Annotated in this window: 26 protein-coding genes; 12 read left to right on the forward strand and 14 right to left on the reverse strand. The window is 45.7% G+C overall.

Features of this window, described 5'->3' with window-relative positions; translation table 11 throughout:
* Window positions 1-203: 203 nt before the first annotated feature.
* Window positions 204-2,123, forward strand: a complete 1,920-nt coding sequence (locus CLV59_RS19335; RefSeq protein WP_211323980.1) for a BamA/TamA family outer membrane protein — start codon at window positions 204-206, stop codon at window positions 2,121-2,123.
* A 27-nt stretch (window positions 2,124-2,150) separates the two neighbouring features.
* A complete protein-coding gene (locus CLV59_RS19340) occupies window positions 2,151-3,236 on the forward strand; it encodes an NAD(P)H-dependent flavin oxidoreductase (RefSeq protein ID WP_111593720.1) in 1,086 nt (361 codons plus the stop codon).
* A gap of 110 nt (window positions 3,237-3,346) precedes the next feature.
* On the opposite strand, the gene CLV59_RS19345 is transcribed toward CLV59_RS19340, so the two are convergent.
* From CLV59_RS19345 to CLV59_RS19370, 6 genes are all read right to left on the reverse strand, one after another.
* Entirely contained in the window at window positions 3,347-3,895 is a 549-nt protein-coding gene (locus CLV59_RS19345) for a putative glycolipid-binding domain-containing protein (protein ID WP_111593721.1), read from the reverse strand.
* Window position 3,896: 1 nt separating this feature from the next.
* A complete protein-coding gene (locus CLV59_RS19350; RefSeq protein ID WP_111593722.1) occupies window positions 3,897-6,191 on the reverse strand; it encodes an FdhF/YdeP family oxidoreductase in 2,295 nt (764 codons plus the stop codon).
* Window positions 6,192-6,206: 15 nt separating this feature from the next.
* Complete coding sequence (gene fdhD / locus CLV59_RS19355) at window positions 6,207-7,037, reverse strand: formate dehydrogenase accessory sulfurtransferase FdhD (protein WP_111593723.1); 831 nt, start codon at window positions 7,035-7,037, stop codon at window positions 6,207-6,209.
* 37 nt (window positions 7,038-7,074) lie between these two features.
* Complete coding sequence (locus CLV59_RS19360) at window positions 7,075-8,085, reverse strand: NADP-dependent oxidoreductase (protein WP_111593724.1); 1,011 nt, start codon at window positions 8,083-8,085, stop codon at window positions 7,075-7,077.
* 85 nt (window positions 8,086-8,170) lie between these two features.
* Window positions 8,171-8,932, reverse strand: a complete 762-nt coding sequence (locus CLV59_RS19365; protein ID WP_111593725.1) for an ABC transporter permease — start codon at window positions 8,930-8,932, stop codon at window positions 8,171-8,173.
* A gap of 27 nt (window positions 8,933-8,959) precedes the next feature.
* Window positions 8,960-9,733 carry an ABC transporter ATP-binding protein gene (locus tag CLV59_RS19370; RefSeq protein WP_111593726.1) on the reverse strand — a complete coding sequence of 258 codons (774 nt, stop codon included), beginning with the start codon at window positions 9,731-9,733 and terminating at the stop codon, window positions 8,960-8,962.
* Window positions 9,734-9,893: 160 nt separating this feature from the next.
* Between CLV59_RS19370 and ypfJ the strand changes: the two genes are divergently transcribed.
* Complete coding sequence (ypfJ, locus tag CLV59_RS19375; RefSeq protein ID WP_111593727.1) at window positions 9,894-10,763, forward strand: KPN_02809 family neutral zinc metallopeptidase; 870 nt, start codon at window positions 9,894-9,896, stop codon at window positions 10,761-10,763.
* Here ypfJ and pncB read toward each other — a convergent pair.
* Both pncB and CLV59_RS19385 read right to left on the reverse strand, forming a co-directional pair.
* Window positions 10,760-11,938: a nicotinate phosphoribosyltransferase gene (pncB, locus tag CLV59_RS19380; protein ID WP_111593728.1), complete on the reverse strand. Its 1,179-nt coding sequence runs from the start codon at window positions 11,936-11,938 to the stop codon at window positions 10,760-10,762. The genes ypfJ and pncB overlap by 4 nt on opposite strands.
* Before the next feature lie 26 nt (window positions 11,939-11,964).
* Window positions 11,965-12,795: an ion transporter gene (locus tag CLV59_RS19385; RefSeq protein ID WP_111593729.1), complete on the reverse strand. Its 831-nt coding sequence runs from the start codon at window positions 12,793-12,795 to the stop codon at window positions 11,965-11,967.
* A gap of 127 nt (window positions 12,796-12,922) precedes the next feature.
* On the opposite strand from CLV59_RS19385, the gene CLV59_RS19390 reads away from it, so the two are divergent.
* The 5 genes from CLV59_RS19390 to CLV59_RS19410 are packed head-to-tail and all read left to right on the forward strand — an operon-like array spanning window position 12,923 to window position 17,146.
* A complete protein-coding gene (locus CLV59_RS19390; RefSeq protein WP_111593730.1) occupies window positions 12,923-13,375 on the forward strand; it encodes a MarR family winged helix-turn-helix transcriptional regulator in 453 nt (150 codons plus the stop codon).
* A 24-nt stretch (window positions 13,376-13,399) separates the two neighbouring features.
* Window positions 13,400-14,995: an MFS transporter gene (locus CLV59_RS19395; protein ID WP_111593731.1), complete on the forward strand. Its 1,596-nt coding sequence runs from the start codon at window positions 13,400-13,402 to the stop codon at window positions 14,993-14,995.
* A 47-nt stretch (window positions 14,996-15,042) separates the two neighbouring features.
* On the forward strand, window positions 15,043-15,486 hold the full coding sequence (locus tag CLV59_RS19400) for a DinB family protein (protein ID WP_111593732.1): 444 nt from the start codon (window positions 15,043-15,045) through the stop codon (window positions 15,484-15,486).
* A 4-nt stretch (window positions 15,487-15,490) separates the two neighbouring features.
* Window positions 15,491-16,480, forward strand: coding sequence for an MBL fold metallo-hydrolase (locus CLV59_RS19405; RefSeq protein WP_245950901.1), 990 nt, complete (start codon window positions 15,491-15,493; stop codon window positions 16,478-16,480).
* A 3-nt stretch (window positions 16,481-16,483) separates the two neighbouring features.
* Window positions 16,484-17,146, forward strand: coding sequence for a phosphatase PAP2 family protein (locus CLV59_RS19410; RefSeq protein ID WP_111593733.1), 663 nt, complete (start codon window positions 16,484-16,486; stop codon window positions 17,144-17,146).
* Between the two features lies 1 nt (window position 17,147).
* On the opposite strand, the gene CLV59_RS19415 is transcribed toward CLV59_RS19410, so the two are convergent.
* From CLV59_RS19415 to CLV59_RS19430, 4 genes are all read right to left on the reverse strand, one after another.
* Window positions 17,148-17,684 (reverse strand): hypothetical protein, encoded by a 537-nt coding sequence (locus CLV59_RS19415; RefSeq protein WP_146616248.1) that lies wholly within the window; start codon window positions 17,682-17,684, stop codon window positions 17,148-17,150.
* Between the two features lie 21 nt (window positions 17,685-17,705).
* Window positions 17,706-18,146, reverse strand: a complete 441-nt coding sequence (locus CLV59_RS19420) for a hypothetical protein (protein ID WP_111593735.1) — start codon at window positions 18,144-18,146, stop codon at window positions 17,706-17,708.
* Window positions 18,147-18,464: 318 nt separating this feature from the next.
* Window positions 18,465-19,313, reverse strand: coding sequence for a phosphatase PAP2 family protein (locus CLV59_RS19425; RefSeq protein ID WP_170137823.1), 849 nt, complete (start codon window positions 19,311-19,313; stop codon window positions 18,465-18,467).
* 54 nt (window positions 19,314-19,367) lie between these two features.
* Window positions 19,368-19,892 carry an FUSC family protein gene (locus tag CLV59_RS19430; RefSeq protein ID WP_111593736.1) on the reverse strand — a complete coding sequence of 175 codons (525 nt, stop codon included), beginning with the start codon at window positions 19,890-19,892 and terminating at the stop codon, window positions 19,368-19,370.
* A 41-nt stretch (window positions 19,893-19,933) separates the two neighbouring features.
* Between CLV59_RS19430 and CLV59_RS19435 the strand changes: the two genes are divergently transcribed.
* Both CLV59_RS19435 and CLV59_RS19440 read left to right on the forward strand, forming a co-directional pair.
* Window positions 19,934-21,004: a PCMD domain-containing protein gene (locus tag CLV59_RS19435; protein ID WP_111593737.1), complete on the forward strand. Its 1,071-nt coding sequence runs from the start codon at window positions 19,934-19,936 to the stop codon at window positions 21,002-21,004.
* Window positions 21,005-21,019: 15 nt separating this feature from the next.
* Complete coding sequence (locus tag CLV59_RS19440) at window positions 21,020-21,787, forward strand: outer membrane beta-barrel protein (RefSeq protein WP_111593738.1); 768 nt, start codon at window positions 21,020-21,022, stop codon at window positions 21,785-21,787.
* Between the two features lie 81 nt (window positions 21,788-21,868).
* Here CLV59_RS19440 and CLV59_RS19445 read toward each other — a convergent pair whose 3' ends face one another.
* Entirely contained in the window at window positions 21,869-23,407 is a 1,539-nt protein-coding gene (locus CLV59_RS19445; protein WP_111593739.1) for a S10 family peptidase, read from the reverse strand.
* 80 nt (window positions 23,408-23,487) lie between these two features.
* Window positions 23,488-24,306, reverse strand: coding sequence for an AraC family transcriptional regulator (locus CLV59_RS19450; RefSeq protein ID WP_111593740.1), 819 nt, complete (start codon window positions 24,304-24,306; stop codon window positions 23,488-23,490).
* An 86-nt stretch (window positions 24,307-24,392) separates the two neighbouring features.
* On the opposite strand from CLV59_RS19450, the gene CLV59_RS19455 reads away from it, so the two are divergent.
* Together CLV59_RS19455 and CLV59_RS19460 are read left to right on the forward strand one after the other, a co-directional pair.
* Window positions 24,393-25,730, forward strand: a complete 1,338-nt coding sequence (locus tag CLV59_RS19455; RefSeq protein ID WP_170137824.1) for a TolC family protein — start codon at window positions 24,393-24,395, stop codon at window positions 25,728-25,730.
* Between the two features lie 4 nt (window positions 25,731-25,734).
* Window positions 25,735-26,811 carry an HlyD family secretion protein gene (locus CLV59_RS19460; RefSeq protein WP_111593742.1) on the forward strand — a complete coding sequence of 359 codons (1,077 nt, stop codon included), beginning with the start codon at window positions 25,735-25,737 and terminating at the stop codon, window positions 26,809-26,811.
* Window positions 26,812-26,815 lie beyond the last annotated feature (4 nt).

Genomic DNA, 26,815 nt, shown 5'->3' on the forward strand with positions numbered 1-26,815 from the left:
CAAAAAAAATCCTTCACTGACTGAAACTTTCAATAATCATTCCCGTTTAAGGAAAATAGGAGGAACGCAGTGCCAATCCGTTTTTTTTATTTATACTTGTTTCACCAGGGAACAATTTGAGGTTTTTACGACAAATATTAAACACTATAACTGTTATAATACTGCTGTATACGCAGCCGGCGATCGCTCGCATGGCTGTTTCTATGGATCAGATACCGGTTAACAGCGATACGGGGCGTCCTCACATCACTCCCCGTTTCGGGCTTCCTATTATCGGAGATACCGTAAAACCCCATCTGGCCCGTCCGCCAGTAGGCGATACGTCCACTTTACGTACTCATAACGGTATATTCCGACGAATTGTAGATTACAGAGATTCCCTGCGACATAAAGCCTTCAGAGATTCCCTCATCCATAGAATAACCAAACAAAATGAACCCGAACCCATTCCCCATAATGACAGCGTTATCGTAAAAAGTGAGGAGTATTTTACCCCATTTGCTGGTAAAGTGATACGGAATATCCATTACCGAAGGGTGAAAGTATTCGGTCCGGCCAATATCAATGATACCACCTTCACCACCTCGATGAAGCTGCTTAAACTGGCGAACCGACTACATTATGATTCGAAAGACTGGATGATCCGGCAGAACCTTTTCTTCCGGGAAAACCAGCGCCTGCAACCTTATGAGATGGCAGATAACGAACGTTACCTTCGTAACCGTCCCTTCATACAGGATGCCCGTATATATGTAATGCCAGGAGATAAATCCGCCGATTCCATAGATATTGAAGTAGTCACAAAGGATGTATTTGAATATGGTGGCGACCTTTCCCAGGTCAGCGCCACGAATGTTGGCGGAAAAATTTATAACAATAACCTCCTCGGCGCCGGACAAGGCCTGCAAATAGGCTTCAACTGGAGAAGTGATTATAGTCCCACCTGGAATACAGAGGTCAGATATACTAAAAACAATATCGCCGGCTCCTTTATAGATATGGCAGTTGGCTATTCCACCCTGAATAATTCCAATGTGCTGGATTCTAACGTGTATGAGGGTACGTATTATATCAATTTCAATCGCCCACAGTACCGGTATTCTGCCAAACTGGTGGGCGGCCTTACGCTCGCAGAAAACTTTTCGATTAATATTCATGGATATAACGATACGCTCTACCGGGATTATCGTTATACCATTATTGATGGCTGGCTGGGCTATAACTTCATCAATAATTATGACCATAATGGTCGCAGTGGTAAGAAACCCAATGTAGCCTTCCTGGCGCGTCACTATAATTTATACTTTCAGCGAACGCCGGATCAGCTACAATACAAAATGGACCCGGTTTACAATAACCACCGATATTATCTGGGTCAGCTCCAGGCATATCGCCTGGATTACTTCAAAACCCACCACCTGTTTGGCTTTGGCCGAACGGAAGATATACCGCTCGGTTACAACATGAATATTACCAGCGGCTGGGAAACCTGGAAAGACCGCAAACGTTTCTATGCCGGAACAGAATGGCAGAAATTCTGGCTGACCAAACACCAGGGATTATTTAATACTAATTTCGGAATCGGTAGTTTCTGGCAGAATGCGAAGTCGGAAGATGCCGTTATTCATGGCCGGGTAGAGTATTACAGCCGGCTACTTAGTCTTCACAAAGTAAAACTCCGGCAATTCCTCAGTGCCGATTATCTGACCTGTCCTAATCCTTATTTCTATAAGCCACTGAACATAAATATGGAACAAGGCATCTGGGGATACCGGAATACTGTGATTAACGGATACCAGCGACTGAACCTTAATTCCGAAACAGTTTACTATAGTCCTCTGAAAATAATGGGATTCAAGTTTAACTTCTTTACCTCTCTTCAGGCAAGTATGTTGAACTATAAGAATGACGATCTCTTACGTAATCCACTATTCTGGGGAATTGGCGGTGGCGCCAGGATCAGAAACGAAAACCTTTCTCTTAATACGCTGAAGCTCTCTGCCTACTATTATCCAAATGCACCTTATCCTGTACAGAATATCCGCATTGAAATTACCACAGTTGTAGATTTTCGATTTGATATATATGCTTTACGTGCTCCTTCTTTGCTCAGTTTCCGTTAAATTTATTGTAGCAAAAAACGGATACACATGCAATGGAATAATAAACTAACAGCGTTATTAGACATTTCCTATCCCATTATTCAGGCCCCTATGTTAGGAATCACTACTCCTGAAATGGTGGCAGCTATCAGTAATTATGGTGGACTAGGCTCCCTGCCGGTAGGTAATATTGATCCCGTGAATGTGCGCGCACTGATCCAACAGACGAAAACGCTTACCAGCAAACCTTTTGCGGTGAATTTGTTCACCTATGATATTCCTATCGCGCCGGATAATTCTTCTTTTGATGCCATGCAGGCACATCTGCAAACTACTTATACCCGGAGCGGATTAGGCGTTCCTACCGTAGATCTGAAAACGCTAGAACTATTTTCTTATAAAGATATTCTTCCCATCTTACTGGAAGAGAATATACCTATTGTGAGCTTTACTTTTGGTATCCCGGATACGCAAAGCCTGGATCAACTGAAAGCGCGTAATGTAATCATGATTGGAACGGCCACCTCCCTGGAAGAAGCCGTACAGCTGGAGCAGAAAGGCATACATATAATAGTAGCTCAGGGAATGGAAGCGGGTGGCCACAGGGGTACCTTCCTTCCAGGCGCCTTTCCACAGATTGGCACTATGGCGCTGGTACCACAAATCGTGGATCGTGTAGGGGTTCCCGTTATAGCCGCCGGAGGTATTATGGATGGCCGCGGCGTTGCTGCAGCACTGATGCTGGGCGCATCAGGTGTACAACCCGGTAGCGCTTTCCTGTTAACAAAAGAAAGTATGGCCAGTGAAGCGCATAAAGCAGCTATCGCTGCGGCAACGGACACGACTACACGTTATACCCGCGCATTCTCTGGCCGCTGGGCCAGAGGATTATCCAATACGCTGATTGCATCGGTGGAAGAATCTGAGCTTTCTATACTCCCTTACCCTTACCAGGATGCCCTGACGCAACCTGCGAGAAAAGCCTCCAAAGCACTGGATAATCCCTCCTTTGTAGCTATGTGGGCCGGGCAAGCAGCGGGAATGGCAAAGAAAGGGGTGAATACAACAGATGTGTTGAAAGCATTAGTGGAAGGAGCGGAGCAATTAATTCCTTCCCTGAAAGGACAATCGTAATAGTTCATTCACTCTTTTTCCTCCTCCGGTCTCAATGGGGTGGAACTACAAAATATTAAAAGGGGATTGACATCGCAGACGTCAATCCCCTTTTAATATGGCCTTTCGACTTAGTATCTTCTCTGAATATAACCAGGATAATCGTTCATGATTCCTTCTGAATCAAAATATAACTGAGAACTGAATCCTGAGTCCAGATTTTCATACAACCAGGTGTCCTGGCTGATTTTCGTATATCGTTGTTTTACCCGTTGCAGCTCGAATTCCGGGAGGAGAATATAGATAACATTGATGGTCGCACTCTCGCCATTGTTGAGTTGCAGTCGTTTTACCGGTAGGGTATTTGTAAAAGGCGTCAATGAAATATCAATATCCAGGCAGTTATCCAATGCGGTTACTTGCTTACCATCCTTATCATACCATTGCCCAAGTAAATTGGAAGTCAGTTTCAACTCCTTTGCATCCGGGCCATGAGAGCGGATCAGGAAAGAGTCTGTTTTCCAGTCATTGGTAATCTCAACTTCATAATGAATGGAGAAGGGCAGATCTCTTACAATGCCGGTAATATTCCCCTGAGCAAGTTTATAAAGCCCTTTATTTTCCAGTGTAAAATATTCGGTGGCTGTCCATCGGACGGCCTGCCATACAATAGGCTCCATACTATCGTTTTATTGCGGAAGGTTTTATTGTGATGATGACCATCTTTGAAGTAGGCGTATTACTTTTTGCAGCAACGCTTTTTACTGGTACCAATACGTTGGTCTCAGGAAAATAAGTGGCAGTGCAGGTTTCAGGAATATCGTAGGCAACTGTAATAAAGCCTCTGGCTACACGTTCCACTCCTTCAAAAGTGTTGTACAAATCTACAACATCTCCAGCTTTTAAGCCTGCCTTCTGCAAATCTTTTTCATTCATCAGGATCACCCGACGCTCATGGTAAATTCCTCTGTAACGGTCATCCAGTCCGTATATCGTCGTATTAAACTGGTCATGACTACGGATCGTCATCATGATATATTCCCCTTCATCCAATGTAATGATATCAGGGTCCGCCACGTTGAAGCCCGCTTTGCCGCTCAGGGTGTTAAACTGTCCTACTCTGGAACCATTGGGCAGATAAAAACCGCCAGGTTGCCGTACCCGCACATTATAGTTATCAAATCCCGGAATAACTTTTTCAATATCATTACGGATATGATCATAATGTTGCATATACTGCCCCCATGGGGTAGCCGATTTCTCCCGGAACAGTGTCTGCGCCAGCTCACAAATTATCTGTGGCTCACTTCTTAAATCATCTGACACAGGTTGTAAAACGCCTTTGGATGACTGAATAACGCCCATAGAGTTTTCACAGGTAACAAACTGTGCTTCTCCCTGTTGTATATCCTTGTCACTACGCCCGAAGCAAGGAAGTATCAGCGCTTCCTGCCCATGAACGACATGACTTCTGTTTAATTTCGTAGAGACATGAACGGTGAGACGACAGTTCCTTAAGGCTGCCGCCGTGAATTCAGTATCAGGTGTGGCCGACAAAAAGTTACCGCCCATTGCAAAGAACACCTTTGCATCGCCACGATGCATGGCCTGAATGGCATGTACCACATCATAGCCATGTTCTCTCGGCGGTTGAAAGCCATATACTTCTTGTAACTTATCTAATAATGCGGGAGCGGGTTGTTCATAAATTCCCATTGTTCTGTCGCCCTGCACATTGCTATGCCCGCGTACAGGACAAGTACCTGCTCCTGGCTTACCAATACTGCCCTTCAGCAACAAGAGGTTGACCACTTCGCGGATAGTATCCACAGCATTTTTATGCTGGGTAAGTCCCATGGCCCAGCAGGCAATAATTTTATGTTTATGCATTAATGCCTTGGCAGCTTCTCTGACTTTTTCCTCCGGCACACCGGAAGCTTTTACCAGTTGATGAAAATCCTGCTGTCGCAGATGTTGGAGGTATGCTGTATATCCGTCGGTTTTACGGGCAATAAACTGCTGGTCGAAAATTCTGCCTGGCTGTTGTTCTTCCGCTTCCAGTAACAGGAGAGATATAGCTTTTAGCAAAGCCATATCTCCATTGATCTTCACCTGTAGAAAAATATCTGCCAGATGTGTAGGACGGTGAAGCCAGCCGCTGACGGTTTGTGGATTCATGAATCCCAGTAGTCCTGTTTCCGGCAATGGGTTTACCGCAATAATACAGGCCCCATTTGCCTTTGCCTTTTGTAAGGCTGTTAGCATGCGGGGATGATTAGTGCCTGGATTCTGACCAAGGATAATAATTACTTCCGTATCATAGAAGTCTTCCAGTTTCACAGAGCCTTTACCAATGCCGACGGCTTCTCCCAATGCTACGCCGCTGGATTCATGGCACATATTGGAGCAGTCGGGCAAATTATTAGTGCCGTATTCCCGCACCATTAGCTGATAAAGAAAAGCGGCTTCGTTGCTGGTCCGGCCACTGGTATAGAAAACGGCTTCATTGGGCGAGTCGAGGGACTGCAAATGCTGTGCTACCTTATCATAGGCTGCCTGCCAGGACAATGGCGTATAGTGTGTTGCGCCCGGAGCAAGGTACATAGGTTGGGCAATGCGTCCTTTCTTACCGATTTCATAATCGCTTAGTTCGCCCAGTGCGGCAATGCTATGCGTAGCAAAAAAATCGGGGGTGAGTCGTTTGGTGGTGGCTTCATCGGCCAGCGCTTTTGCGCCATTCTCACAATATTCGCCGATAGGGGAACGGTCGTCGTCAGGATCAGGCCAGGCGCAGCTCGGACAATCGAAGCCGCCTTTCTGGTTCATTTTCAGCAGCGCTTTCATGCCGCGGAAAATATTGGCTTCCTCGAACACCTGCTTCATACTGTAGTATACGGCTGGAACGCCGGCAGCTGCTGTCTTGGGTTTGGTGAGCTTTAGCCCTGTGAATTTCACCGGATTCTGATCTCCCTGCATACTCGAAATATTAGTTTATGAAGATAAGATAACACGCTGTGCTCCGCTGTAAATGTTGAATTTACCTTCCCGCAGAAATCCTATCAAAGTAATGTTCCATGCTGTTGCCATCTGTACTGCCATACTGGAAGGAGCTCCTACGGCGGCAATAATGGAAATACCTGCCATGGCGGCTTTTTGTATCAGTTCAAATCCTGCGCGGCCACTCAGCAACAACAGGTGTTGGTCTAAGGGGAACATCCCTTCCCGCAGAGCGGCGCCAATGATTTTATCTACTGCATTATGACGGCCTATATCTTCCTGTAACAGCAATAATTTCCCTTGCAAGTCAAATAACGCCGCGGCATGTATGCCACCGGTACTTTCAAAGAGGGATTGCTGTACTCGTAATGTCTGAGGTAATTGTAATATAGTAGCGCTACTGATATGTGCGTTGCCGTTAGTAACGGAAACGCCTGTATGAATATCTGCCAGATCTGATTTTCCACAGACCCCACAGGAGGCGGTAGCGGCGAAATTCCGGTTATTATTGCTCAGGTGGGGAATCACATTTTCTTTCAAAGATACTGTCATGGCGCTTCCATCTCTGGACTCAACCGCCTTTAGCTGGGAGATGGCGTCATAACTGCTGATAATGCCTTCAGAAAAAAGAAAACCGGCAGCCAGATCTTCATCATTACCAGGCGTGCGCATGGTAACGGTGATGTTCTGCTGCCGGCGATTATGGGACGGCCCGAATATCAGTTTTACTTCCAGCGGTTCTTCAGTGGCCAGTATATCATCTGTATCCATTACGCCGCTGTCCAGTACTTTTTTGATGCGTGTATGTATAACCGGCTTTGTCATGCCTAAAAATACGTAATCTCACTGCAAATTCCGACTACTATACCTTGACAATCAATTTTCCGCTGTTTTTGCCGGCGAAGAGCCCCAGGAAGGCTTCCGGCAGTTTATCAAATCCCTCCATCGTAGTTTCGGTATATTTAAGTTTCCCTGTCTTCACCCATTCTACCAGGTCTTTAAATCCTTCTGCAAATCTGGTAGCATAGTTGCCAATCACGAAGCCTTGCATCAATACGCTTCTGGTAAGCAGGAGGGGCTGAGGTCTCGGACCCACAGGTACTTCTGTACTGTTATACAATGCAATCTGGCCACATAATACGACTCTGGCGAAGTTATTCAGGTGGGCCATTACGCCATCGGATATCTCCCCGCCCACATTATCGAAATAAACATCTACGCCATTCGGACAGATGGCGGCAACAGAGGCCTGAATATCGTTGTTGCCTTTATAATCAATTGCCGCATCGAAATTGAATTTGTCTGTCAGCATTTTTACTTTCTCCGCACCGCCTGCAATACCTACAACCCGGCATCCGTAAATTTTGCCTATTTGTCCGGCTACAATTCCTACTGCGCCTGCGGCTCCTGAAATCACAATCGTCTCGCCAGCTTTAGGTTTGCCTATATCCAGTAATCCGAAATAGGCGGTCAGGCCTGGCATTCCCAGGATACCCAGGTAATAGCTGGGAGGGATATTGTTATCAATTTTTTTTAAGGAAGACGCAGGATAAATGGAAGCTGTAGACCATGGAAGCAAGGGCCTGGAGGCTGTCAGCATCACTAAATCCCCGGGGTGGAAATTATTATCTTTGCTTTCCACAACAGTGGCCACACCGCCGCTTTCAATAGGTTTGCCAACTTCAAAGGGAGGAATGTAAGATTTAGTGTCATTCATTCTGCCCCGCATGTAAGGATCTACGGAATAATATACTGGTTTGATTAAAACTTCGTTCTGCTGCAGCTCCGGTAATTCTACCGTTACCGTTTTAAAGGTGCTCTGTGTGGGTAAGCCTTTGGGTCTTGCTGCAAGCAGGATCTGCTGTACTTTCATAATACCGTTTTTTTGAAATGGATTGTTCTGGTATTTGTAATTTACTACAATCCAACATAATCACCATATCAAAAAAACAGGGAGATCAGCTGATTACAGTTTTAAATTTACGTATAGCCCACCAGGAAACTAAACCCAGCAACGGTATTAAAAAAGCATAAGCTTCCATCACAACCTGCGCATCGATATGATCGCTCATCAGCGTTCTGGATGCTTCAATAGCGTAATATACCGGATTGAAATGTGCCGCTACCTGTAGCCAGCCGGGGGCCAGACTCATTGGCAACAGGAACCCTGCCAGTAAGGTGATAGGCATAGATATTCCCTGTGTGATAGGCGCCAGCGCATCTTCGCTTTTAAATATCAATGCGAGTGCATAAGAAAAAGCAGAAAAGATAGCCGTTAACATCGCGATCAGTGGAAATATCAGTAACAATCCTGGAATGTTGACTTTCAATCCAAATGGAATAGCTACCGCAATAATAATGATGGCCTGGACCATGACGGAAGTAACATCGCGTAGTACTGCGCCAAATAAAAGTGCGAGGCGACTGGCAGGTGTTACCCGGAATCTCTCAATAACGCCTTGTCGGATTTCATCTATCATACCGAATCCAACAAACAGTCCTCCGAAAACGGCCAGTACTACAATCATACCCGGTAGGAAGAAGTTCAGGACATTGGTACTGCCAAATTCGGCCATGCCAGTAAAGCGTTTGAGCATGGGCGCAAAGAGTAATAAATACAATAGCGGGATCGTCAATGTCATCATGACAAAAGCCGGATTACGCAGGGCTTCCCGGATTTTCCGGGAATAAAAGAGTTGAAGGTTGCTGAGGAAGGTCATATATAAGGAGGTTTCAGGGTGATGTAACTAAGCTATCTGAGCGGATTTATTATATCTGCCGGTATGCTGTAGGAAGACGTCGTTCAAAGAGGCTTGTGTGCCGCTACTACTAATCGCATCTTTCAGGGAGGCCGGCGTACCGGTAAGGACTATCTGTCCCTGGTCCATGATGGCTATACGGTCTGATAGCGCATCTGCTTCTTCCATGTAGTGTGTGGTCAGGAAGATGGTGGTTCCAAGATCCCGCAGTTTGCGTACTTCGTCCCAGAGTTGTTCTCTGCTATGGGGATCAAGACCAGTGGTAGGTTCGTCCAGGAAAAGGATTTTAGGGCGGTTAATCATGCCAATGGCAATATCCAGCCGGCGTTTTTGTCCGCCGGAATAAGTGGCCGGCCTTCTGTCTGCGATAGATTCGAGTCCTAATGCGGCCAGCAGATCACTTGCTCTGGCAGCGGCTTCTCTTTTGGACATCCCATAAAGCCGGGCCTGTAATATCAAGTCTTCCCAGGCGGTAGCATCTTTATCGGCCCCACCACTTTGACTGACATACCCAATTACTTCTCTGATCTTTTCTGGTTGTTGATAGAGATCATAAGAGCAGATAGAAACTTCTCCGGCATCGGGCTGTAATAATGTTGTCAGCATGCGCAGGGTAGTCGTTTTACCAGCGCCATTGGGTCCGAGAAAACCGAAGATTTCACCACTGAATACTTCCAGGTCCACGCCATTTACAGCGGGGATGGTTTCCTTTCCGGTTTTATAGGATTTCTGTAATCCTGAGGTATAAAGTATCTGTGACATGGCTAAGTGATTTTGATACTACAAAAGTATCCTCACTGGAAAGCTTAGCCAATGGACGATCGGTCAGCAAAATTGAATTCTCGGTGAACTGCGGGGAAATCACCGGCAAAAATGTAATTTCGGGCTGAAAATTTCAATCAAATTAAACCCTACTACAACTATGCGTTTAGACGATGAACAAATGAGCGACAATGTCGAGAAGGAGACGGGTGGCGGCATGAAGAAAGGTGTAATTGGCGGCGGTATTGGCGCCATCTTCATCTTATTGGTTGCACTCTTCCTGAAACAGGATCCGCAAACGGTTATGCAGGCAGTACAACAGGTACAGGGCCCCGATCAGGGCGGCGGTACTACAGAGCAGCTGACCAAAGCCAACAGTTCTCCCATCGAACAATTTTCTGCTAAAGTACTGCATAGTACAGAAGATGTCTGGACAGACCAGTTTGCTAAAATGGGTATGACCTATGAAAAGCCGAAGATGAAACTGTTCACCGATGCTACAGTTTCTGGTTGCGGCGCTGCAGAAGCAGCCATGGGACCATTCTACTGCCCGGCTGATAAAAAGGTATATCTGGATGTTTCTTTCTTCCAGGAGCTGGAGGAGCGTTTCCGTGTACAGGGCGATTTCGCGAAAGCATACGTGATTGCCCATGAGGTAGGACACCACGTGCAGAATTTGCTCGGTATCAGTCGCAAAGTACAGTCTATGCGCTCGCAACTGAGTGAGAAAGAATATAATAAACTCTCCGTGATGCTGGAGTTGCAGGCAGATTTCTTTGCTGGCCTCTGGGCGAACCACGCAGACCAGATGAAAAAGATCCTGGAAGCAGGAGATATTCAATCCGGTCTGAATGCTGCCAGCGCAGTAGGAGATGATAAATTACAACAGGCCGCTACCGGTCGTATAGTACCAGATGCCTTTACCCATGGTACCGCTGCACAGCGTATGTCCTGGTTCAAGAAAGGTTATGAAACCGGTGATATCCACCAGGGCGATACCGGAATAGGCCTGGGTACTGCGGCGAATTAATCTATCCCCAGGATGATTTTTGCCAGTTCAATGGTGCCTTCATCCCCGGTATATTTACCGCTGATATCAGATAACTTTACTACAGGAGTCCATCTCGGAGCATCTTCGGGATGGGCTTCATACATTTTAATCACTATATTCAGCGCTTCCAGCCCTACATCATTCGTGAAGTTGGTCCCAATCCCGAAAGACATCCCAATACGCCCCCGGCAATAACTGGCAATCTCTGCCACCTTATGATAGTCCAACCCATCTGAAAAAATAATCGTTTTACTGAGCGGGTCTACATTTTTACTGATGTAATGCGCTATTGTAGCATCTGCGAATTCCAGCGGATCTCCGCTGTCGTGGCGTACGCCGTCAAAGAGTTTAGCAAATTTCTTATCAAACTGTTCAAAGAATACTTTGGAGGTATAGGTGTCAGACAAGGCAATTCCCAGATCTCCGCGATATACCTGTACCCAATGTTCCAGGCCCATCATATTGGCCATTTTAAAGCCGTATTTGGCGGCATGGAACATAAACCACTCGTGAGCATGCGTTCCCACAGGAATGACCCCGTTTCGCATCGCCAGGTGTACATTACTGGTACCTATAAAGCAGCCTTCGCCGTATTTTCGCAAGGTTTGTACGACCAATTTATGTACGGCGAGTGAGTGACGCCGCCGGGAGCCAAAGTCTGCAATCGTAATCTGCATTTTGGCATAATTCTCAATCTTCTCCCTGGTAATGCGTATGACCTCTTCATCACTTACTCTTTCCTGATGGGTCAGCTCATAGTACAGTTCACAAATCAGCGACATGATAGGTACTTCCCATAGAATGGTACGGTACCAATAACCGTCTACCACTACTTCCAGCTCTTCACCATGCTGCGATATATGCACCTCGTCCGGATTATACCGATAGCCCTGGAGGAAATCCAGATAGGTAGGGTCCAGGTAAGGACAGGTCACGGCCAGGTAATGTTTCTCTTCCTTTGTCAGCTGCAAATGCTCCATGTCATTCACGGCTGCGCGTAACGCTTCCGCAAATCCAGGAGGAAAGGCATGCTTGCCCCGGTTGATGAATTTATACCGAGCCCTCGCTTTTGGAAACAATTTTACCACACAATGCTGCATAGTAAATTTGTAGAAATCATTGTCCAGTATGGACGCTAATTTTCCTGTACTCATGTTATAGGTTGAATGAAGCAATATAATCAGAGATGACTACCGCAATACTTACAGAAGATCGCATCTACATCCGCAATCTTGCGTTGACATGCGGGACATTCTCTTGCACTAACGTCTGTGGATGTACGAATGTTGTTCATTTCCACAGTCACAATACCAGTAGGCACGGCAATGATTGCATACCCCATAATCATAATGACCGCCGAAAAGGCTTGTCCCAGCGGGGTGACAGGAGCTATATCTCCATAACCAACGGTAGTCAGTGTGACTACCGCCCAGTAGATACTTACCGGGATACTAGTGAAACCGGAGTTATGGCCCGACTCAATCACATACATGATGGAGCCCAGCACAACCGTCATCAACATAATGAAGAAAAAGAAAACGGCTATCTTACGCCTGCTCCGCTGTAATGCAACGATCAGGAACCGGCTTTCATGTAAAAAAGGTACCAGTTTAAAGATTCTGAAAATCCGTAGTAGCCTTAAAATACGTATAGATATAAGGAAGTGTCCGCCGCCTACAAGGAACTCTATGTAGGTAGGGATAATGCATAGTAAATCTATAACCCCGTAAAAGCTGAAAATGTATTTTCTGGGCTGGGGGCTACACCAGATACGCAGCAGATATTCTATGGTAAACAATCCGGTGAAGGTCCATTCAAATACATTGAAGATGTTCGCGTATTTTCCCTGGAGGGACTGTACACTTTCCATCATCACAATCACTACGCTGGCGAGGATGAACAGCAGCAGAAAGATATCAAAGATCCTTCCGGCAGTAGTATCCGCCATGAAGATAATTTTGAATAATTTCTTTTGTAGTGTGGACTGGGCTTTACGTGATTCGATCGTCATCCTCCTGAATTCTTTTTATGAAACAAACAGCGGCTAATATATGTTTAAAATCAATGATAATCAGATTTAGCTGGCATAGATTTGCTATTTTAGTTAACCAATATTCGTGATTAAACCCAATGAACCAATGAGTGAACCTGAAGTTACGGATGTACTGCGTTCTGCAGTCAGCCGTCATATTACACGTGCACATACTGCCTTTCGGCTAAAATTGCTCTCCGTATTCATGGAGAAAGGTATTGACCTCACCCCGGATATGTATTTTATTCTGCGCCATCTCTGGGGAGACCAGGACGGTTGCCGTCAGCAGGAACTGGCGGACAAAACAGATAAGGATAAAGCGAGCCTGACCAAACTAGTGGATAACCTGGAAAAAAGAGGACTGGTGCGACGCTCCATGGACGATGAAGACCGCAGAGGCAAACGTGTCTGGCTAACATCTCATGGCCTTCAACTGAAGGATACCGTTTATCCGCTGGCGTTAAGTGTGGTAGCTATGGCCGAAGACGGCGTGAACAAAGACGATATTTTAAAGGTTAAAGAAACATTGGAAACACTTTGCCGGAATCTGAAACGATAGGCCTACCTTAACGTTGCTGAACGCATGGCTGCAAATTCACCTTTTTACCACTGGGTCCCCAGGCCACTGGAAGACGGTTGTCTTATAGGTTTTCTGTTGGCACAAACACTCATCAGCGGCGTTTCTTCCTATTCCATCAACGAGGTGACCGCTGGTCTGGGACAGGAAAATGAGATTATTCGTATAGCCTTTTACGGTAGTAGTATCGGACTGGTTACCATGTTGCCCATTTATTATCGCCTCCGTCAATTCTGGATACGTAAAAGATTACTTCTTATTGCCCTCACACTTGAGTTAATCCTTTGCTTAGTGGCGCCTCTCCTGAACTATGGATGGGAATTTGTAGCAGTCAGCTTCCTCATGGGAGCAGTGAAATGTATCTGCCTGATCGACGGTATTGGTATGTTCATGGCCCGGTTCAATCAACAAAACAGCAGAGGACTGTTCTATGGTATGTATTACCCCATATCCTTTATAGGAGGTCAAGTGGCTGGCTTCCTGGCCGCCTGGGGAATTATCCATTACGACTGGTCATTCACCTATTATGTGGCTATTCCCGGGATAGCCAGTAGTATGGCCATCGTAACCTTTCTGATGCATCCTAACCGTACCGGTCATAAGATCCCTTTGTATCAGATGGACTGGACAGGCTGCTTTTATTTTGTGTTATTTACTTTCAGTCTGAGTTACGTTTGCGTATTCGGTGAACGGCTCGACTGGCTCGAATCTCCGGATATAAGGCTGGGGGCTGGTATGGCACTATTCGCTGTCATTATGTTCCTGGCCAGGGAACTAACCGTCAAGCGCCCCTTTATCCGATTGGATACCTGGAAGAAATATTTCCAGGTACGTGTAGGCATTACATTTATGATACTGCTGTACCTGGTATATAACACAAGCGCTATCCAGACCGCTTTTATGGAGAGGGTATTACGTTACGACCATGAGTATGTCGCTTCCGTGATGCTCTACATGATTCCATCTTTCCTGGTGGTGATTCCGCTGACCGGCCTACTGTTACACAGACATTATTCGGTACGCATTCTACTGGCCATTGGATTTACTTTGTTTACGGTATACTATTTCCTCACCGCCAAACTCTTTTATCCGGAGCTGGAAGAAGGATTGCTGATACTACCCCAAATGTTGAAAGGCGCTGCTTATGGCATTACTATTACCACCTTGTCCTATTACGCTTCGACGAACGTACCCAAAGAGTATAACGGACATCGGGCTGTATTCAGCGTTGCCTCCCGGTTTGTAATAGCGATGCCGGTTACAGCCGCCATTTTGGGAGAATGGACCTTTCATGCACAGCGGCAGCAACTGATGCTGCTAACGGAAAAAATGGGATTGGATAATTATGCGCTGCATAATTTCCTGCGGGGAAGCCAGGCTACCTTGCAGTCAAAGGGAATGGACAGCAATCAGGCGCAAGCCGCAGCTACTGCCTTATTGCAGGGAAAGGTGCAACAGCAGGTCATCATGTTGGCGGGCCAGGACATCTATACGGCGCTGGGGTTTATCAGTCTCATCATGACTATAACGGTATTACTTATGCGGCAGCTGGATGCCCATTATCTTCAGCATAGAAATAGTTATAGTCTGCTCGACACCTGAAAGCTGTTGCCGGATAATTCGTATTTTGTGTATCTGAAATTTAATATATGCTCAATAAAATATTACCAGCGCTATTTGATATTGCAATAGATGCGCTGAAAGAAGAGATCAAACTTTATGAGACGGAAGCTGCTATATGGAAAGTGGCGCCAGGCATTGCTAACTCTGGCGGAAATTTGTGCCTGCATCTTTGTGGTAATATCCGACATTTTGTAGGGGCAGTTTTGGGAGACACGGGTTATCAACGTGACAGGCCTTACGAATTCGCGGCAAAAGATCTTCCCAGATCTGTGCTACTGGAAGCAATTGAAGATACCCGTAAAACAATTGCTACGGTTATCCCAACGCTGTCTGATGAGCTACTCGTCGCTGATTTTAAAGATAACCCCATGAATCAACCGATGACCTACGGCACATTTGTGACACATCTGTATGGTCATTTCCGTTATCATACCGGGCAAATCAATTATCACCGCAGACTAATTAAATAAGGTTTTGGCTTATCCCAAACACTATAACGGACATAAGTTCTTTAACACCGTTCCTACGGCACTGAATACCGGTAGTATGCCCGCCATACTCTGGAAGTTTCTTACTTATAAAGGTAAGCGAACACCGCCTGGGCCACTGGGCCCTTTTCCGGTCAGCAAAGCGGCGCTTAGCGAGACGCCTTCGCAAGAGTTGCAGTTTACATGGCTGGGCCACTCAGGCTATCTGCTGGAGCTGGAAGGTACCCGGTTGCTGGTAGATCCGGTTTTTGCTCACAGAGCGTCGCCATTTCCTTTCATGGGACCGCATCGCTTTTTTCCCTCCCCGGTATTGCCACAGGAGCTTCCGCCACTGTCAGCAGTAGTGCTCTCGCATGATCACTACGATCATCTGGACAGGCATCTGATGAAATACCTGGCCAATATAGCACCCCGGTTTATTTGTCCGCTGGGAGTGAATAAGCATCTTGAAAAATGGGGCGTGCCAGCTGAAAAGATCACCATCCTTGACTGGGGCCAAAATACGTCGGTAAATGGGCTGACACTAACGTCTACGCCTGCACGACATTTCTCCGGCCGCTGGTTGAAGAGAGATAATACCCTCTGGTCTTCCTATGTATTACAGGGGAAGGATAGTACCGTTTTTATAGGAGGCGATTCCGGCTACTTCCCTGGCTTTAAAGAAATAGGCGAGCAGTTTGGTCCATTCGACCTCACCATCCTGGAAATTGGCGCATCAGATCCTCATTGGCCAGATATTCACATGGGACCGGCAAAAGCTCTCCAGGCACATCTGGATCTTAAAGGAAGGATAATGCTACCGGTACATTGGGGTACCTTTAACCTGGCTTTCCATGATTGGGACGAACCAGCAGAAACCATCATTAAACTGGCCGCTGAAAAAGGCGTTAAGCTTTGGCTACCGGTACCAGGAGTAACGGGCCAACTACCCTTGGAAAACAACATTAGCTATTGGTGGAGAAACATAAAGCAGTAAGGAATGAATCAATTACAGAAGGTATATCAACAATTAAAGTATTTTATCTGGGCATACCTGCCATTGCTGGCAGTATTAATAGGCATAAAGCTTTCTGCTAGTCGGGAAGACATTTACTTCTTCGTCAATGGGTTGCACACAGCATGGGGCGACTGGTTCTTTCCGCTTATTACACATCTGGGAAGTACCGGCGCCGCCGTGATGCTGGTAGTCGTACTTTTCTTTTTTAACAGAAGAGCGAGTTTCGTACTAGCGACGGCCTACTGTTTTACTTCTTTGGTAGGCTTTGTATTGAAATTTATGGTGGCTTTTCCAAGGCCGCACCGCTATTTTGAACAGTTGATCCAAAAGGCTACCGTTGACCCACGGATTCAGCATATTTACTATGTACCGGGAGTGGATGTACTGGATAACTTCCGGAGCTTCCCATCAGGTCATACCATTTGTGCCTTTACAGCAGCTACAGTGCTGGCATATTTTGCGAAGAACAGAATCCTGATGATGGTATTTCTGCTCCTGGCGATGCTGGTAGGCTATTCCAGAATGTATATGAGTCAGCACTTCTTTGAAGATGTAACCGCTGGTTCTGCGTTGGGCGTATTTCTCACCATTGCCTGGCTGGCCTTTATTGATGGAAAGGGATATGCCGCTGGTATGAAATCTTAGTTCAGGGCCATAGTCCGTCAGTGAGGGAGCCTTCCTGCTGTTCCAGTTCCCGGATAGACTGTGGCTTATACTTTCGCATTACCTCATCATACATTTCTGTTGGTGTTGGAAAGCGTTTGGGCTTAGGCTGATACCATTTGGGTATTGGCGTATACCTGGCCCATATAATTTCGTAGCCAATAAAGATGCGATATTTTCCTTCCTGTACATCATCCGCATGGCCCAGTCTTCTTTCTTCACCTGGGGCGATATTGGTGATGAGTCTTGTATCACAGGTAGCCCCCATGTCTGTCCTGATTATTTGTTTGACTGCTACCGTCATCCATCTGGAATTAGAGTTATTGCGAATGCTCCGCATATACCTGGACAATGGAAACAGCTGATTTGAAACGCCTACTATGCGGGCATCTGTCATGGCATCTTCTCCATCCCATGGCTGGAACTGCCGCTTTTTCTTCATGGATTTACTAAGCGTTCGGGATCTGTAAAGTAAGTAGGTAATGATACAGGCAGAAAGAAAAATAAAAGGTGCGTACATAAAATCCAGGTTAAAATATGATCAGGAAAGGTACTCAGCGGATAAAATGGTGTGTGCTGCACTAATAATATCATCTTCAGTTTCGTCGTGGCCGGCGAAGCCCAGTTCTATTTCCTCGCCGGGAAGTACTTTATTAAATACGAGCAGACTCGTCTGCCACTTGGCAGCACAGCATTTTTCTTGTCTGACGGTTACTTTTACGGAAGCCTGGCCGTTATTGCGCAAGTATTCAACAGCCTCCTCACTGTGATCAGAAATAGGATATTTTACCAACGACACCACTTCAAGGGCGGGTACTTTTTCTTCTTCAGGAGGAATAGACGAATGGGTCGGAGGGGGCTCAGTACTTTCTGCCACTGGTACCTGGGTTTGTGAGAGGTAACTTTCCGTAGTCAACAACAATACAAAAGTGAAAATACAGAGTCCAACAACTGCAATGGGTAGAATAATAGAATAAATCATAGCTGATTTTAAATCAGAATGAAATTATCTCTATTTTTTGGGGCATTCCTTTATTAGATGTTAACAAAACCGGATTTTTTGGAACCTAGATTTAAAATTCTCTAATTAACGAGCTGTTTACAAAATTATCGGGAGAATTTAATGAATTTTGCCATCTGCTAATTTTAAGATGGTGTTCATTACCATGGTGTTATCTTTAGGGTTTCATTCATTAGATAGATGCAAATGAAAACCCCCAACAGCATAATCATTTGCTATATTATGCAGATAAAAAGAAATCCCCACTATGCCACTTTGAGTAAGACTTATGCATAGCGCTTAGAACCTCGTGAGCGATAGGCTTAATCCCAAACTTTTCCATTCCGCATTATAGTATGGTAGCACTACCATATCTTTTTTTCCTGGAAATAATTTACGTTGTACTAACGGATAAATCCAATAGGCAGCTTTGGTTCCCAGGATACCTATCCCAGCGCCGGCCACCACGTCGCTGAGCCAATGGCGGTTATTGTACATACGCATGGCGCCTGTAGCTGTAGCCATAGCATAACCGGCAATACCTATCCATGGAGATACATCTTTGTATTCCTGGTACAGAAATTCCGCTCCCATAAAAGCATTGCTGGTATGGCCACTGGGAAAACTCAGGGAATTCGTTCCATCCGGCCGCTCTTCCGCTGTGGTGGTTTTGAGAATACGGGTAGTACCTGCCGTCAGCACAGCTGCAATTCCCAAAATGATAGTACGGTCCCGGAAATTATGCGCACCATGAACACCGGCAGCATTTAACACATATACCGCTACCGCTGGAGTGTATTGCATGATATTGTCGACCCCCGAATTGAATTTGGGATGATCTTCCAATATTTCGGCTTTGGTGCTATGATTGAGATTTTTCAGAGACGGATTGTTCAGGGCAATGAATCCATAGGCAACCATCGCAGATGGGATAATTAATCCTGCCGCTGAACTCCTGAAATGTGTTTCCGAACCATTACGCAGTTTAACAGTTGTGGGTGCAGGCTTGAGCGCATTAAGGGGAATAGAATCATTTACAACAGTATCAGAATGGTTATTGGCCGTTGAATCTTTAGCAACCGGCGCTTGTGCGGTAATGGTCTCCAGGCAAGAGAGGGTAATGCCCACCATCAATATCAATTTCTTCATGCAACACTCCTTGTTGCAAACAAAAATAATAGTCAATTCTGTAGGAAATCTGTATTAGGCTTCCTGATGCAGATCTGATTGAGATACAGTCTTTTGTGTGAATTTGTTATGGAAAATAAATGTAATAACTAGGCCTAAAAGGCATCCGGCTACTACGGAAACGACCCTTTCAATAGCCGTATCCCAAACATGTAAACCAGCCTCATGCGTCATCACAATAATAGTTGCCGCCAAGGCAGTACGGGTAGCCGCTTCCAGTTTTAATAAATTACAAAGTACTACCGTTATCATTACGGCAATACTCATGACCACTACAATACCAATGTTCAATGCCAAATGAAGGTGAATGACAAATAAAAGGAAACCCGACAAAGCCCCGATCAGATTAGCTTTGATACGTGTAACCGCCAGCGTAACCGCGTCAGATCCGTCCGGCGACAGCACCAGCATTACCGAAATTAGCACCCATACAGTATCTTTGTAGCCAATTAACCATGAAAGAAGGCTTACAATAATAACACCTGTAACGCATTTCGCTGCGTATATACTTACACGTTTGATTCTTTCTTTATCTGGCATGGCGCAATGTTAACGATTTTTTGAATATAATAGTGAAACAGATGAATTTACGGAAACCAGGCTTCCTGGCGGCTATCGCTTTGTTTGTACTACTGTTTACCAGTTGCATCAAGGATGCCCCGCTTAACCCGGAAGCAGACATTGACTCTTTTATCGTCGATAAGAAGTTCCTCACCAGCGACGTATTTATTGACCAGGCCAACGCGAAAGTGTTGTTATACCTGAAAAAGAGCGCTTATGACAGTGGCATTGTGCCAAGAATTGTAGTAACGCCAGGCGCTACTATCACACCACCCACCGGAGATACGCTCCGATTTGATTCTACCGGAACCCAACAGTACACCGTCACTTCCCAAAGCGGGAAATACCATAAAGTGTACACTGTTAATGTTGTTAATATCGGTACATGGGCATGGGATTTTGAAAACTGGATGATTCAACCTACTTCCAAGTATCTCTATCCAATTGAACCAGATTCTACGCAGATATGGTCTTCCGGAAACCCAGGCGTATCGCTGGCAGGCGTTCCAAAAGATCCATCTGCTTATCCACTACGCGATACTACAGAGGCTTATCACGGTAATTACTCCGCCGTTCTGGAAACACGTGGCGGTACTACCTTGTCAGGCATCATGGGTATAAGACTTTTTGCCGGTTCTCTTTATCTCGGCGTATTCGACAGTAAGTATGCACTCACGCAGCCACTGGCAGCTACACAGTTCGGACAGCCTTATCTGGGCCGGGCAGCCAGATTCACCGGATACTATAAATATCGCCCGGGAGCCGTTTACCAGAATAAAGCCGGAAAGCCTGTCGATGGCGCTATAGATTCCTGCTCTATCTATGCTGTGCTCTACAGAGGAACTACCCGCCTGGACGGTACCAATATTCATACATCCGACAGAGTTGTGGCCGTTGCCCAGCTCCCCGACGGCTCTGCGAGAGGGAATTTCACCCGATTTGATCTGCCTTTCGTGTATAAACCAGGAGCTATAACCACTGGCAGCATGATGCTCGCTATTGTTATTTCTTCCAGTCAGAATGGCGATAAATACGAAGGGGCTATTGGCAGCCGCCTGCTGGTAGACAGTTTGAAGATTATTCACGAATAAAGAACCAACGCTACAATGAGAAGAATATATAAAGTACTGATAGGTTTATTTTTGATAATCGCTGCTGCAGGATCTCTTCAGGCGCAGGATACTACCCGCACTTTTAAACCTTTCCTGGAACATAGAATTATCGCAGGCTTTAACTTCGGCGCTACTGCTCCGGTGGGACTGCCTAATACCATTCGCGCTATTAAGGGCTATTGGCCTGAATTTACGCCGGCACTGGGTTATGAGCTGTCATTACGCGCTACTCCTAAATGGGGCGCTGCAATAGGCGTGAAACTGGATTTTAAAGGAATGGGCACTAAAGATGAAGTGATGTATTTCCCAACGGTAATTACCGTTAAAGATGGTTCATCCACTGGTACTTTTGAAGGTACCTTCAGTGGTAAAAACAAAACCATTGTACGCAATGCTTATGTCACGTTCCCGGTAAGTGCGGTATTCACTCCTAATAACGACTGGCGTTTCTCCCTCGGAGGCTATTTCTCCTGGAAATTCAGCAGTAACTTCTACGGTACCGTTTCCGATGGCTATATCCGTAACGGAGGGCCTACCGGCGAAAAGATCATCGTGGATGAAGCCTCCTTCGATTTCGGCGGCGATGTACGCAAATTCGATGCAGGCCTGCAAGGTGGCGCAGAACGTAGAGTAGGTAAAAAGCTGAGCGTAATGGGAAATCTCTCCTGGGGCTTAACACCTGTGTTCCCGAAAGATTTCAAAGGACTCGACTTTCCACTTTATAACATCTATATGATGCTGGGGGTAAGCTATAAGATATAGAGAGAATCGTGTCTCCCTAAACAAAATAAGAAAGCCGTTTCTACACATTAGAAACGGCTTTCTTATTTGTATAAACTGCTATTAGTATTTCGCAGCTGCGCCACCTTTAGGCGTGGATGCTTTAATAAATTCCCGGATATCTTCATTTCCGGTGCTAAGATCATCTTTACGCAGGTACATCATATGCCCGCTACGATAACCCTTCCAGGACAGCCTGTCTTTCAAACGGCCACCTGGGTCCAGCTGCCACATACTGTATTTGGCATTGAAATAATCGCAGGCGCCATCATAGTATCCAGACTGTATCATCACATGCAGGTAAGGATTCTCGGCCATAGCCTGACGTAGATTCTCTCCTGAATTATCTCCGTTAAAATCCCATGGATGCACAGGACCCAGCATCTGGTATTTAAGATCTGTTTTGAATCCCAGTTCATCTCTTAAATACATATTGATAGCAGGTGTAAATGAATGTAACCAACTCATCAACTCAGGGTTGAAGTCCGGTCTTTCGCCAGCCAACTGACGGTCAATACCACGGTAGCGACTATCCAGTCTTCCCACTGTAAAGCCTTTATCTCTCAGTAATTCTTTCCAGAAGAAGTCCGTAGGCACATCCAGGTTATATTGTAGAATTACCTGTTCGGACAGTCCTGAATACCTGGCCATTTTCGCAGCAATCGCCTTACGCTTGGCATCATCCAGGAAAGCGCCCTGGCTAATAGCCGGGATCAGTTCATTGATAGTAAATGCTTCTACCTCAGGCAGCATAGCTGTCAGGTCTTTCTGTTGTAACTCCGGCGCTAATGCCTTGTGATACCAGGCAGTAGCTGCGAAGTAAGGAAGACGCAGCGCCGCATTCACAGGGCCACTACGATTGATACCCAATTCAGTGGGCGATACGAGAATAACGCCATTCAGGTACATCCACTGGGCGTTTTGCAGTTCAAGGGCCAGACCTGCTACTCTTGTCGTACCATAACTTTCGCCAATCAGATATTTAGGAGAGGCCCAACGGCTATTGCGGGAGACAAAAGTATTAATCCATTCCGCCAGATACCTCATGTCGGCATTTACGCCAAAGAACTTTTCCCGGGGCGTATCTTTTGATACTATGCGGGAGAAGCCCGTGTTTACTGGGTCTACATATAATATATCTGCTACATCCAGGATCGACTGATTGTTTTCGTGTATGCCATAGGGTTGTACCGGATAACCTTCTTCATCTATATTCAGCAACCTGGGGCCAGTATAGGCTATCTGCATCCATACGGAGGCAGAGCCAGGACCGCCATTAAAGGAAATCACCAAAGGACGTGTGCCTCTGTCTTTTACATCCGTTCTTTCATAATAGTTGAAGAAGATTCCTGCCAGCGCTTTACCATTCTCATCCCATACCGGTTGTGTTCCGGAGGTTACCTTATAGGAGATTTTCTGTCCTTTAATCGTGACCTCATGCTGACTAGTGATAGTGGTATCAGGGTTGAGGGTCACTGATGGTTTGGCGGATTCTCCGGCCACTGGAGCGGGTTTGTTGGCTTTCTGCTGCGCCATCACTGTAGTGGCGCTGATACCGCTGATCAGCAGTGGGATCAGCAGGTGCTTTTTAAGTGGGTTCATGTGATTTAGATCTTGATTGTACGGTAAGATTGCACAAATAGATCTTAAATACAAGCGCTTTTCTCTGAGCGGAAAAATGGCTATTCCTCCGGCGGAATACTTTTACTCAAATGCTGATAATCAGAAGGACGCTTACCTGTTAATTTGAAGAAAGTATTACTAAAGGCGGAAACACTGTTATAGCCCGTATCCCAGGCAATTTCACTGATTGTTTTATCTGTTTCAATAAGATAACCCATTGCCCGCGACATACGGGCCAGTTTAAGATACTGGAAAAAGGAAATATCCATGTTGGAACGGAACATTCTCGTAAGGGTACGCTCGCTGGTATTAAACTGATGGCATACACTCTCCATAGACAATGGCTCGGCGAGGTTTTCCTGGATATACTTCAGAATGGGCCGCATACGCGGATGATCACTGGTCGGTAAGGTAATGGGGAGCGGACTGGTACTGATATCCGGCAATATATTCTTCATAGCCTGAATAAATGCATAGGGGCGGGAGCCCGGCAGCACATTACCTTCCCACTTGGCCGTATAGAGGAGCATTTCCAGCAGGAGATTAGTCACCGGGTAAATGCCGGTAGTACTGTAGAATGGATGCTGCTTGTCTTCCCTCTCTGAATAAAAATATATTGTACGCACATAATTCGCAGGATACCGGTGTGCAAAATAATGTTCTACCCCCGCAGGTACCCACATATAATGCCTGGCCGGAAGGAAATAGGTCTTCTCCCTCGTGTATAAAAAAGCCGCACCTCCTTCAACATACGTCAGTTGTCCTTTGTTATGCTTATGAAAAGGAAAGTGGTGTTCGGTTTTCCAGTGCCATATGTAGGCCGACTGAGGTAATTCATCTGCGTCGGCGAGAATCTGGTCGTAGTTAATATTTTCCATTTGGCCGGTTCTAACAATTTTATGGCAATTTATAGAAAAAATAATTACTCAACTGAATGGAACTTTGCAGCTTCATCGTCACAAGTATGTCTACATTTAGTAATAAGATGCTGGCGGGAGTGTTGCTAATAGCACTTTCGGGCAGCATGAAGGCCTTTAGCCAGGACCCTGAACAGCAAAACACCCTGACCCTTACAGAAGTTTGGAAAAGAACCGCAGCATACAATAAACAGTTGCAGATGCAGCAACTGAAAGTAGAAAGCGCTGATGAACGCGTTAAAACGGCCAAATCAGAAAAGTTACCGGAAGTGAGTGCCAATGGCATGTATGGCCGGTTCTCCAATTTTGCTTTGTTTGAAGACGGCCTCCTAAAGGCGCCAACACAGATCCCCATCGAAAAGAAAGGGACTTATAAAGTCAGTGGTGAAGCATATTTCAACCTGTATAATGGCGGTAAGCTGAATCGTGAAATCACCGCAGCTACCACTGAATCAGAGCTGGCAACAGAACAAAAACATCTGACTGAATCTGAAATCAGGTTCAAGGCAGCGGCCTATTATCTCGATATCTACCGCAATGAGCAGTATGAAAGCGTCATGTTGCAGGATATCGCGGAACGGGAAAAAGAATTGGAAGAGATACGTCACCTGTTACAGAATGGCGTTGTCCTGAAAAGTGATGTGCTAAGGGCGGAATTAAAACTCTCCAAGCAGAAAATGACCCTGCTGGAAATACGCAATAGCCTGAAGATAGCCACACAGCGACTCAACATCATGATGGGAACGCCGGATACGGCTATTATTCACGTGGCTGCAGATTCGCTGGATCAGGTCTCACAGCAACGTACCTACGAAGATTTTCTACAGGATGCCTATACGCATTCCTTTGAGTTTAAAATTTCAGAGAAAGAAACAAAGCTTAGCGAGCTAAAACTTCAACAGGTAAAAGCAAATATCCTTCCCAAGGTGGGGCTGTTTGCGGAGTACAATTATTCCTTCCCACAGATCCTCATGTATCCGTATTCCTTTAATCCATACGGACTGGGAATGGCCGGCGTAAAGGCTTCGCTACCCATCTCCCAATTGTATCTGAATAAACACAGAAAGGCGGAAGCTAAGATAAACCTCATGCGTCAGGAGATTGAACACTCGGATACGCAAGACCGGGTGCGGGAAGATGTGAGATCTGCTTATTTGCGCTATACTGAGGCAATTACACGTATACAAGTCGCCAAAGAGAATATAGCACAGGCCCAGGAGAATTTCCGGATCGTCAATAACACCTACTTCAATCAACTGTCGCTGTTAACAGACCTGCTGGATGCAGAAACACAATTACTGCAATCCCGCTTTGATCTTACAACCGCGCAGGTAACGGCTCAACTGCAATACTATCAATTATTGAAAGCAACAGGCAACCTATAATTTTATGAACAAAGGAACAAACACAAATACTAACACCAACAGAACGGACAGAATAATTTCCAGAGTAACGACTATAGTCGCCTCTATAGTAGTGATATGTCTGGCTATCTGGGGCATCCGAACGCTGATTCGCCAGGCCAGATTTGAAGAAACGAATGACGCGCAGGTAGATGAATACATTAACCCTGTGGTTGCCAAGGTGACCGGTTATATTGAAGAAATCCGGTACGATGAAAACCAGGACGTAAAGAAAGGAGATACGCTGGTGGTCATTGACAACAGCGAATATGCGGCTGCTCAACAGGAAGCGGAAGCTGCATTAATGAACGCTAAAGCACAAATTGCTGTTATTCAAAGTAATGTAAAGACCACCGATCAATCCTCTAAAGTATATCAATCTCAAATTGCAGCGGCCAAAGCGAAACTTACTAATCAGGAACAAGAATATGACCGCTACAAAAAACTCTACGACGTAGAATCAGCCACCAAACAGCAACTGGACAGAGTAACCGCCGCCTTGGACGTAGCCCGTTCAGATTATAAGACGGCCATCAGTTCCTACGAAGCTTCCTTATCCCGTATAGAAGATGCGAAAGTGCAACTGAAAGCGCTGGACGCGGAAATCAAAAGGAGAGAGGCCGTCGTGACAAGAAATGATCTCACCGTGTCCTATACGGTTATACTGGCTCCATACGATGGTAAAATGGGTCGCCGTACCATTCAGCCAAAACAGTTGGTACAAGCAGGGCAGACGCTGGCCTTTATTGTTGACCGCGAAGCCGGAAAATGGGTGATTGCGAATTATAAAGAAACCCAGATTCGCCATATGAAGATAGGCGAGAAGGCGAAAATTGTAGTGGATGCTTATCCCGGAAAAAGCTTTACGGGCGTGATTGAATCCTTGTCGGGAGCCACTGGCAGCCGGTTTTCACTGCTGCCTCCCGATAATGCCACTGGTAACTTTGTAAAAATAGCCCAACGTATTCCTGTTCGTATACGCCTGGAAGGTAATAGTGAAGAACTGAGAGAGCTTTCTGCCGGAATGAGCGCTGTTGTTGCTGTGAAAAAAGAAAGGAACTGATTGT

The sequence above is a fragment of the Chitinophaga dinghuensis genome, assembly GCF_003259435.1.
Taxonomy (GTDB): Bacteria; Bacteroidota; Bacteroidia; order Chitinophagales; family Chitinophagaceae; genus Chitinophaga; species Chitinophaga dinghuensis.

Bases quoted from the DNA above. Each gene is read 5' to 3' on its own strand.
- CLV59_RS19430 (WP_111593736.1), bottom strand. From the start codon at position 19,892: ATGCCAGATAAAGAAAGAATCAAACGTGTAAGTATATACGCAGCGAAA.
- CLV59_RS19365 (WP_111593725.1), bottom strand. From the start codon at position 8,932: ATGACCTTCCTCAGCAACCTTCAACTCTTTTATTCCCGGAAAATCCGG.
- CLV59_RS19455 (WP_170137824.1), top strand. From the start codon at position 24,393: ATGTCTACATTTAGTAATAAGATGCTGGCGGGAGTGTTGCTAATAGCA.
- ypfJ (WP_111593727.1), top strand. From the start codon at position 9,894: ATGCGTTTAGACGATGAACAAATGAGCGACAATGTCGAGAAGGAGACG.
- CLV59_RS19360 (WP_111593724.1), bottom strand. From the start codon at position 8,085: ATGAAAGTACAGCAGATCCTGCTTGCAGCAAGACCCAAAGGCTTACCC.
- CLV59_RS19460 (WP_111593742.1), top strand. From the start codon at position 25,735: ATGAACAAAGGAACAAACACAAATACTAACACCAACAGAACGGACAGA.
- CLV59_RS19440 (WP_111593738.1), top strand. From the start codon at position 21,020: ATGAGAAGAATATATAAAGTACTGATAGGTTTATTTTTGATAATCGCT.
- CLV59_RS19415 (WP_146616248.1), bottom strand. From the start codon at position 17,684: ATGTACGCACCTTTTATTTTTCTTTCTGCCTGTATCATTACCTACTTA.
- CLV59_RS19395 (WP_111593731.1), top strand. From the start codon at position 13,400: ATGGCTGCAAATTCACCTTTTTACCACTGGGTCCCCAGGCCACTGGAA.
- CLV59_RS19435 (WP_111593737.1), top strand. From the start codon at position 19,934: ATGAATTTACGGAAACCAGGCTTCCTGGCGGCTATCGCTTTGTTTGTA.
- CLV59_RS19420 (WP_111593735.1), bottom strand. From the start codon at position 18,146: ATGATTTATTCTATTATTCTACCCATTGCAGTTGTTGGACTCTGTATT.
- CLV59_RS19350 (WP_111593722.1), bottom strand. From the start codon at position 6,191: ATGCAGGGAGATCAGAATCCGGTGAAATTCACAGGGCTAAAGCTCACC.
- fdhD (WP_111593723.1), bottom strand. From the start codon at position 7,037: ATGACAAAGCCGGTTATACATACACGCATCAAAAAAGTACTGGACAGC.
- CLV59_RS19370 (WP_111593726.1), bottom strand. From the start codon at position 9,733: ATGTCACAGATACTTTATACCTCAGGATTACAGAAATCCTATAAAACC.
- CLV59_RS19390 (WP_111593730.1), top strand. From the start codon at position 12,923: ATGAGTGAACCTGAAGTTACGGATGTACTGCGTTCTGCAGTCAGCCGT.
- CLV59_RS19335 (WP_211323980.1), top strand. From the start codon at position 204: ATGGATCAGATACCGGTTAACAGCGATACGGGGCGTCCTCACATCACT.
- CLV59_RS19385 (WP_111593729.1), bottom strand. From the start codon at position 12,795: ATGACGATCGAATCACGTAAAGCCCAGTCCACACTACAAAAGAAATTA.
- CLV59_RS19345 (WP_111593721.1), bottom strand. From the start codon at position 3,895: ATGGAGCCTATTGTATGGCAGGCCGTCCGATGGACAGCCACCGAATAT.
- CLV59_RS19425 (WP_170137823.1), bottom strand. From the start codon at position 19,313: ATGAAGAAATTGATATTGATGGTGGGCATTACCCTCTCTTGCCTGGAG.
- CLV59_RS19400 (WP_111593732.1), top strand. From the start codon at position 15,043: ATGCTCAATAAAATATTACCAGCGCTATTTGATATTGCAATAGATGCG.
- CLV59_RS19445 (WP_111593739.1), bottom strand. From the start codon at position 23,407: ATGAACCCACTTAAAAAGCACCTGCTGATCCCACTGCTGATCAGCGGT.
- CLV59_RS19340 (WP_111593720.1), top strand. From the start codon at position 2,151: ATGCAATGGAATAATAAACTAACAGCGTTATTAGACATTTCCTATCCC.
- CLV59_RS19410 (WP_111593733.1), top strand. From the start codon at position 16,484: ATGAATCAATTACAGAAGGTATATCAACAATTAAAGTATTTTATCTGG.
- pncB (WP_111593728.1), bottom strand. From the start codon at position 11,938: ATGAGTACAGGAAAATTAGCGTCCATACTGGACAATGATTTCTACAAA.
- CLV59_RS19450 (WP_111593740.1), bottom strand. From the start codon at position 24,306: ATGGAAAATATTAACTACGACCAGATTCTCGCCGACGCAGATGAATTA.